The sequence below is a fragment of the Paenibacillus sp. AGC31 genome (assembly GCF_057334655.1).
On sequence record NZ_JBHFJH010000030.1, the window covers coordinates 311,076 to 317,495 of the forward strand.

Genomic DNA, 6,420 nt, shown 5'->3' on the forward strand with positions numbered 1-6,420 from the left:
CAAGAGCCTTGCTTGAGTTTGAATGCGTTTACATATTTGAAAAAATACCAATAAACCATTTCATTAATCAGCCTTGTATGTAGTTCCTCTTTTCAAGAAAATGGAACGTGCATGAGCGAATTCAACGAAATGGTTTATGTAGTAAAGACGTTCAAAACCCCTTAGGGTTATCGGTAACCCTAACATAGCATGAGCCTATCTTGCTGTCAATTGGCATTATCCTATAGAATGGTAAGACTATGTTGCGGAAAGGTTAGATTCTAATGATTACCATTTATGATATTGCCAAAAAAGCTAACGTCTCCGCCATGACGGTCTCCAAGGTCATTAATCATACAGGCCGCATAAGCTCCGCGACACGCGAACGTGTACAACAGGTGATCGACGAACTGGGTTACATCCCGAACTCCAATGCACGCAGCCTTGTGCTTCAACGAACCCAGATGCTCTCCCTGCTTATTACGGATATTACCAACCCTTTTTATACAACACTGGCACGTGGTGCTGAAGATGCAGCCCATCTTCGTGGGTACCGTCTCTTATTCGGCAATAGTGACGAGGATTACAATAAGGAAAAGGATTACGTGGATGCGATTCTATCTACTCGTGTAGATGGTGTACTCTATGCCCCTGCGGGAGATCGTTCTCTTCCTCATCTGAAACAGTTGCAGGAACGTCACATTCCATTTGTCTTTCTGGACCGCACCGTACCTGGCATTACGTCAGATATTATTGCCGGAGATAGCCGGGAAGGCGCGATTGAACTGATCCGATATCTGGTGCAACTGGGGCACCGGCGCATTGCACTGGTCAATGGTTCTTCGGAGGTTTCTACCGCCAGACTGCGGGAGGAAGGTTATATAGCGGGTTTACGAGAGGCCGGAGCTGATATCGATCCCGAGCTTGTGCTTCGAACCGGGTACCGGGATTTCAGCGATGAAGAAGGACTGGATCAACTACTCTCTCAACCGGATCAACCAACAGCCATTTTTGCCGCCAACAACATGCTGGCGATTGGGGTCATTCGGCTTTTGCGCAAACGAGGACTGCGTGTACCAGAAGACATCTCTGTTGTGTGCTTCGACGATCTGGATCTGGCTTCTGCCTTTGACCCTTTTCTTACCGTAGCTGCACAGCCCGCATATGATTTTGGATTTCGAGGAGTACAGATGCTGATTGACCGAATTGAGGGCAAGGCCCCTTCCGAGGCCCAAACCGTTATTCTACCATCAGAACTGCGCATACGGGCTTCGGCTGCTGCTCCACGTGAGCAAAAATAGAGTTAAGCACGTGAGTTAACTAAATATTATCGTGTAAATGATTAGTCCCACTTATCTAGATTAGGTCCCGTTCAAATTCGAAAAATGTACAACATAAAAAGGGTGCACCGGAGATTACGCTCTGGTTGCACCCTTTTTGATATTCATTCGTTAGAATGACCCGTTCGTCCGAACCGGTTGGTTCGTCAGGTTCATTCAGGTTCGGCGTTTCATTCAGTTCCATACATGCCGATACTTCTACCGCTCCGACTGTAATGCAAGAGCGACCTCACGAACGAGCCCCGGGAACCAGTCCATCAGAGCTTCGAACGTATATCCCGCTTGTTCAGCTTTGGTCGTCTCCATCGTCCATGATTGCTCGATCCCGAAGGGTGACATGTCTTCTTTCACAGTTTCCTTAAGGATCTGGGACTGCATGCCCGTGACCGTCTCGATCAGATGTATCATGGCTGACAGCGTAATCGCACCCTTGGAAGCTGCATTCACCGGACCGGTAATGGACGAATGTCCAAGCCAAGCGAGAAATCTTGCCGCTTCTGTGGAATTGATGAATCCAATCTCTGCATCCGGATTTGGCATGCCGATCGGTTTTCCTTTTTGCACATGTTCAATATGAAAATGAAGTCTTCTCGTATAATCATCAATCCCGAGTACAATGGGAATACGCATCGCCACAACCGGGAAATCTGCTTCCTGGAAAAATACAGCCTCCGCAAGCCGTTTGCCTTCTCCATACGAAAAATCCTCCGCACTCCCATACTGTAATGGATATGTATACGGGTCAAAATCCGTTTCCTTAAATCCAGGTCGGGGATCACCGTATACCGAGAGTGTGGATGTCAGAACGTATCTTTTGGTGCGTCCTGCAAAAGCTTCACATGCCGCTTTCGCCGCATCTGGGGAATAACAGATATTATCGTACACAACATCCCACATGTCTGTCTGTGCAACCTCTGCCAGAGATTCCGGGTCTTCACGATCCATCTTGATTCGGTTGACTTCGGGTCCGAAGTCAACATCCGTTTTACCACGAGTTGCGACTGTGATCTGAGACTTCCCTTCCCACAGCAAGTGGTCCACCAGACGTTTACCGAAAAAACGTGTACCTCCAAGTATAAGAACTTTATTCATCCAAAAAACCTCCTATCTTGTTCGATTATGTTTAACAATTTGAAGCATCGTGTAACCGTTCCTTTGAAACTCATAAGCTGTTGGTTCTTCGGATACGATGCACCCACGCTCTTCGAGTATTAATTTTAATTCATCCATGTGTTTGTAACGTTCACCAGTCAGATCCACTGTTGGAAAAATGCGAACCTCTTGTTTGGTCACACGCAGCAGCTCCATTACGGTTGCAACATGAAAATCAACATCCAATCGATCCGCATACGTAAACAGGAAATGGGCGGATAACGTCAGATCGAATTGTTCATCCGCAAAGGGTAGATCCGGGAGCACAGACGCCACATAACGGTCAGGAAACATTCTCATATCTGCGATGCAATCTGTGATGGCACGAGTTCGTTCTTCCTCTAACCCCTGAATTGATCCAAATTGATCCCACACATATATGCCTTGCACCGGTTCCATCTGTTTCATCGTATGCTCAATGTCCTGAAATCCCTTTACCTCAAGCTCGTCGATCTCATATTTGTAGGCCATATCCACGGCCATGGGATCTGCACCCAACTTGCGCGCCTTGCTACTGAACGAACATGCTCCACCTGGACAATCCAAAATGGACTTGCCTGTAAGATCCTCCACGGTCAGGTTGAACATCTTCATATATTCCTCAAAGGTTCTTCCTATGAAAACAATCTGTGTCAGTTCCAAACCTCCAGAATCATTAGACCGGTTGCTCTGCTCATCTCTGCTCATCTCGTCTCAACTTCCTTTCCTGCGCTTGAATCAATCGTTAGGGAACACAAGCCCAATCTGCTTCCGAATCTGATCCATAACCTGCATCGTCACATAAGAGCGTTCATACGTGTTCATGTCAGACTCCTTTTGGCCCTGCTCAACCAGATTCACGAACTCCTCCACTTCATAATACATCGCCGGATGGTTTTGTTCGACTGTGAGCTGCTCCACCGTACCGTCATTGTAACGTATCTCTGCATGTTCCGGTGAACCAATCTTGTCAATGATAATGCTGCCCAGTTCCCCCATAATTTCGCTTGGTAGATGAGAATTGGAGATTTTGGAGTATGTAACAACCGCATCCATCCCATCATAATCCAGCAGCACACTGCCTTGTCCATCCACGCCAGATTCCAGCATCATTGCTTGGGATTGAACCCGGTTAGGTGCACCGAACAATGTAATCAATGGGTAGAGACAATACACACCGAGATCCATTAACGCACCATTGGCGAGTTCAGGCTTGAACGCATTCAGGACGATCCCCTCTTTGTACTTGTCGTAACGCGAAGAATACTGAGAGTATCCTGCTACATATTTGCGGACAGGACCGATTTTATGCAGGTTCTTCTGCACCATTTTGAACTGGGGAACAAGGGTAGATTTCATCGCTTCCATGAGCAGAACTTGATGTTCTCGTGCTGTATCAATCATACTCCGAACTTCCGCGCTATTTGCGGCTAAAGGTTTCTCGCACAATACATGTTTACCGTTTCTCAGAAAAAGCTCAGCCTGCTCCGCATGAACCGTATTCGGTGTTGCAATGTAGACTGCGTCGATTACATCACTTGCCGCCATGTCTTCCAGATCGGTGAAACGATGTTCAACCTCATATTTATCTGCAAATGCGTTAGCCTTATCTTCAGTTCTTGAATACACGGCGGCCAATTTGAATCCTTCAACCTGTGCTGCGGCTTCCAGAAGCCTTTCTGTAATCCAGTTGGTACCCACTACACCAAAACGAACCATGCTTACCTACCTCTTTCATCTATAAATTTCATTTGAGTTCTATCCTGTATACCATCTTCTATATTGTAGCTCATATTTCGTTCAGATTGAAGGAAGGTACTTTATCCAAGATATTGATATCTTGCTTTTTAAGTTGAAACTTCGTCAATCCTTTTGAATCAGGGGTATAATTAAAGATGAGGTGATCACCGTGGAAAGTCGAGATCAAGATCGCATACTGCCCAAATCTATAGAGGAAAAATACTGGCATGCCATCATCCACAACGATAATTCTTATGATGGAACGTTCTTTTACGGTGTGCAGACAACGGGTATCTTTTGCCGACCTTCCTGTAAGTCCAGAGCACCCAAAGCTGAAAATGTGCTGATATTTCACCATGTTGAAGAAGCGTTAGCACAAAAGTTCAGACCCTGCAAACGTTGCAAGCCCACAGGCGAGCGGGTACCTGATCAGGAGTGGATTTACGGGATCATGGATTACATCGAACATCATTACGCCGAACCTCTAACCTTGGATGTCCTTGCCACTGTAAGTCATGGTAGTCCTTATCATCTGCATCGTGTGTTCAAGCGGATTACAGGCCGCACACCGGTTCAATATATTCAGGAAAAAAGAATCACTGAAGCTCGGAAGTTGCTTGAACATACCGGACTTACCGTCACCGATATTGGACGCCATGTCGGTATACCTAACTCAGCTTATTTCATTACTGTATTTCGCAAACACACAGGTCTAACACCTGCACACTACCGCGAAAGGCATGAGAACTTATGAAGACGAATCTTACGTACAAAGTACCCAAAACGTTACTCAACAAGGGAACAGGGTTCCTTAATGGATATACACATACGCTGAATCCTTACACAGGCTGCGCCTTCGGTTGTTCCTATTGTTATGTCAGACAGATGCCTGTCTCCTTATTTCGCAAAGAGGTTTGGGGGAGCTGGGTGGATGTGAAACAACAGGCCTCCCGAGTATTCGCCAAAGAATTGCAACGTGCCCTGACCAAAGGCAAAGTCACTCTGTTCATGTCATCCAGTACCGACCCGTATCAACCCGCCGAGTACAAGGAGTGTATCACACGTTCATTACTTGAAACGATGGTACAGCATCCACCCGATTTTGTATTAGTCCAAACCCGCAGTCCACTCGTTACCCGGGATATAGATCTGTTACAACAGTTAGGTGACCGGGTTCGGGTCAGCATGACGGTGGAAACGGATCTGGACGATATGCGCAAGCATTTCAGCCCTTCCGCTCCCCCAATTGCAGGCCGATTACGCGCATTGGAACAGTTGAGGGATGCCGGAATACCGACACAGGTTGCGATTGCTCCCGTATTACCCAGCAGTGAACAGTTTGCAGCCATATTGAGACCTCTTGTTCAGCGTGTATGCATTGACGATTATTTCATGGGTGATGGCAGTGAGGGCAAGCGCACCCGGCGGCTCGGCATGGAGTCGCTCTATCAAGAAGTGGGGATGGAGCACTGGTATCATCCAGATGCATATCAAACTGTTGTTCAGCAGATGAAAAACGTTTTTTCAGAGGATGAGATCTGGATCAGTCAGGCGGGATTTGAGCCCTAAATGGCTATATACGTTGAACTAAAGAATATTTACACTGGTCACTCCGATGACAGAACAACCTTCCGATCGCTTTTATCCTCAGATTTTTTTGATTTAATAAAAAAAGCCCCTTTCTGGTCTTACCCCTGTCAAGTAGACAGATGGAAAAAAGCTATGCTGCCAGTGCGCATCGATATTCAATCGGTGCGCGCTGTTTGAGTTTGGCTTGAAAACGTCGGTAGTTGTAATGGTACATATAATCTTCCACGGCTTGTCGAATCTCTGCTTCTGAATTACACTGGTTAAGGTACAGCTTCTCTGTCTTGAGATGCGAAAAGAAGGATTCGATGCATGCGTTATCCAGGCAGGTTGCTTTGCGAGAGTGGCTGCCCTTCACGCCGAATGCTTCTAATCGTGTGTTGTACGCCTGAGACGTGTATTGGAAGCCTTGATCCGAATGGAGCACGGCTTCCGAAACGTCTCTTTTTTGTGTCCATTGTTCCACCGTATCCAATACGAGCTGAACATCGTTCCGTTTAGATAATTGCCAAGCTACAATTTCGTTGTTGAACAAGTCTTGAATGACAGACAGATAAACGAATGTGTTTCCATCCGAAATATAAGTAATATCCGTCACCATTTTTTGCTGGGGGGCTGTGGCATGAAATTTGCGCTTCAGGCG

At 46.4% G+C, this 6,420-nt stretch carries 8 protein-coding genes; 3 read left to right on the plus strand and 5 right to left on the minus strand.

Going from position 1 to position 6,420, the window contains the following annotated elements:
* Positions 1-263 precede the first annotated feature (263 nt).
* Positions 264-1,280, plus strand: coding sequence for a LacI family DNA-binding transcriptional regulator (locus tag ACE04G_RS18555; protein WP_449004901.1), 1,017 nt, complete (start codon positions 264-266; stop codon positions 1,278-1,280).
* 55 nt (positions 1,281-1,335) lie between these two features.
* Here ACE04G_RS18555 and ACE04G_RS18560 read toward each other — a convergent pair whose 3' ends face one another.
* From ACE04G_RS18560 to ACE04G_RS18575, 4 genes are read right to left on the minus strand one after another with little or no spacing between them, the layout of a single operon-like run.
* Positions 1,336-1,503, minus strand: coding sequence for a hypothetical protein (locus tag ACE04G_RS18560; protein ID WP_449004900.1), 168 nt, complete (start codon positions 1,501-1,503; stop codon positions 1,336-1,338).
* A gap of 14 nt (positions 1,504-1,517) precedes the next feature.
* Positions 1,518-2,411, minus strand: coding sequence for an NAD-dependent epimerase/dehydratase family protein (locus ACE04G_RS18565; RefSeq protein WP_449004899.1), 894 nt, complete (start codon positions 2,409-2,411; stop codon positions 1,518-1,520).
* A 12-nt stretch (positions 2,412-2,423) separates the two neighbouring features.
* A complete protein-coding gene (locus tag ACE04G_RS18570; RefSeq protein WP_449004898.1) occupies positions 2,424-3,158 on the minus strand; it encodes an SAM-dependent methyltransferase in 735 nt (244 codons plus the stop codon).
* A 30-nt stretch (positions 3,159-3,188) separates the two neighbouring features.
* Complete coding sequence (locus ACE04G_RS18575) at positions 3,189-4,169, minus strand: Gfo/Idh/MocA family protein (RefSeq protein WP_449004897.1); 981 nt, start codon at positions 4,167-4,169, stop codon at positions 3,189-3,191.
* Positions 4,170-4,359: 190 nt separating this feature from the next.
* On the opposite strand from ACE04G_RS18575, the gene ACE04G_RS18580 reads away from it, so the two are divergent.
* Together ACE04G_RS18580 and ACE04G_RS18585 are read left to right on the plus strand one after the other, a co-directional pair.
* On the plus strand, positions 4,360-4,944 hold the full coding sequence (locus ACE04G_RS18580; RefSeq protein ID WP_449004896.1) for a bifunctional transcriptional activator/DNA repair enzyme AdaA: 585 nt from the start codon (positions 4,360-4,362) through the stop codon (positions 4,942-4,944).
* Positions 4,941-5,759 (plus strand): SPL family radical SAM protein, encoded by an 819-nt coding sequence (locus tag ACE04G_RS18585; protein ID WP_449004895.1) that lies wholly within the window; start codon positions 4,941-4,943, stop codon positions 5,757-5,759. Before ACE04G_RS18580 ends, ACE04G_RS18585 begins: the two co-directional genes overlap by 4 nt.
* Positions 5,760-5,910: 151 nt before the next feature.
* Here the strand turns inward: ACE04G_RS18585 and ACE04G_RS18590 are convergent.
* Positions 5,911-6,420, minus strand: a 510-nt coding sequence (locus ACE04G_RS18590; RefSeq protein ID WP_486094568.1) for an IS3 family transposase, incomplete at its 5' end; no start/stop codon positions are given.

Bases quoted from the DNA above. Each gene is read 5' to 3' on its own strand.
- ACE04G_RS18555 (WP_449004901.1), top strand. From the start codon at position 264: ATGATTACCATTTATGATATTGCCAAAAAAGCTAACGTCTCCGCCATG.
- ACE04G_RS18560 (WP_449004900.1), bottom strand. From the start codon at position 1,503: ATGGAACTGAATGAAACGCCGAACCTGAATGAACCTGACGAACCAACC.
- ACE04G_RS18565 (WP_449004899.1), bottom strand. From the start codon at position 2,411: ATGAATAAAGTTCTTATACTTGGAGGTACACGTTTTTTCGGTAAACGT.
- ACE04G_RS18570 (WP_449004898.1), bottom strand. From the start codon at position 3,158: ATGAGCAGAGATGAGCAGAGCAACCGGTCTAATGATTCTGGAGGTTTG.
- ACE04G_RS18575 (WP_449004897.1), bottom strand. From the start codon at position 4,169: ATGGTTCGTTTTGGTGTAGTGGGTACCAACTGGATTACAGAAAGGCTT.
- ACE04G_RS18585 (WP_449004895.1), top strand. From the start codon at position 4,941: ATGAAGACGAATCTTACGTACAAAGTACCCAAAACGTTACTCAACAAG.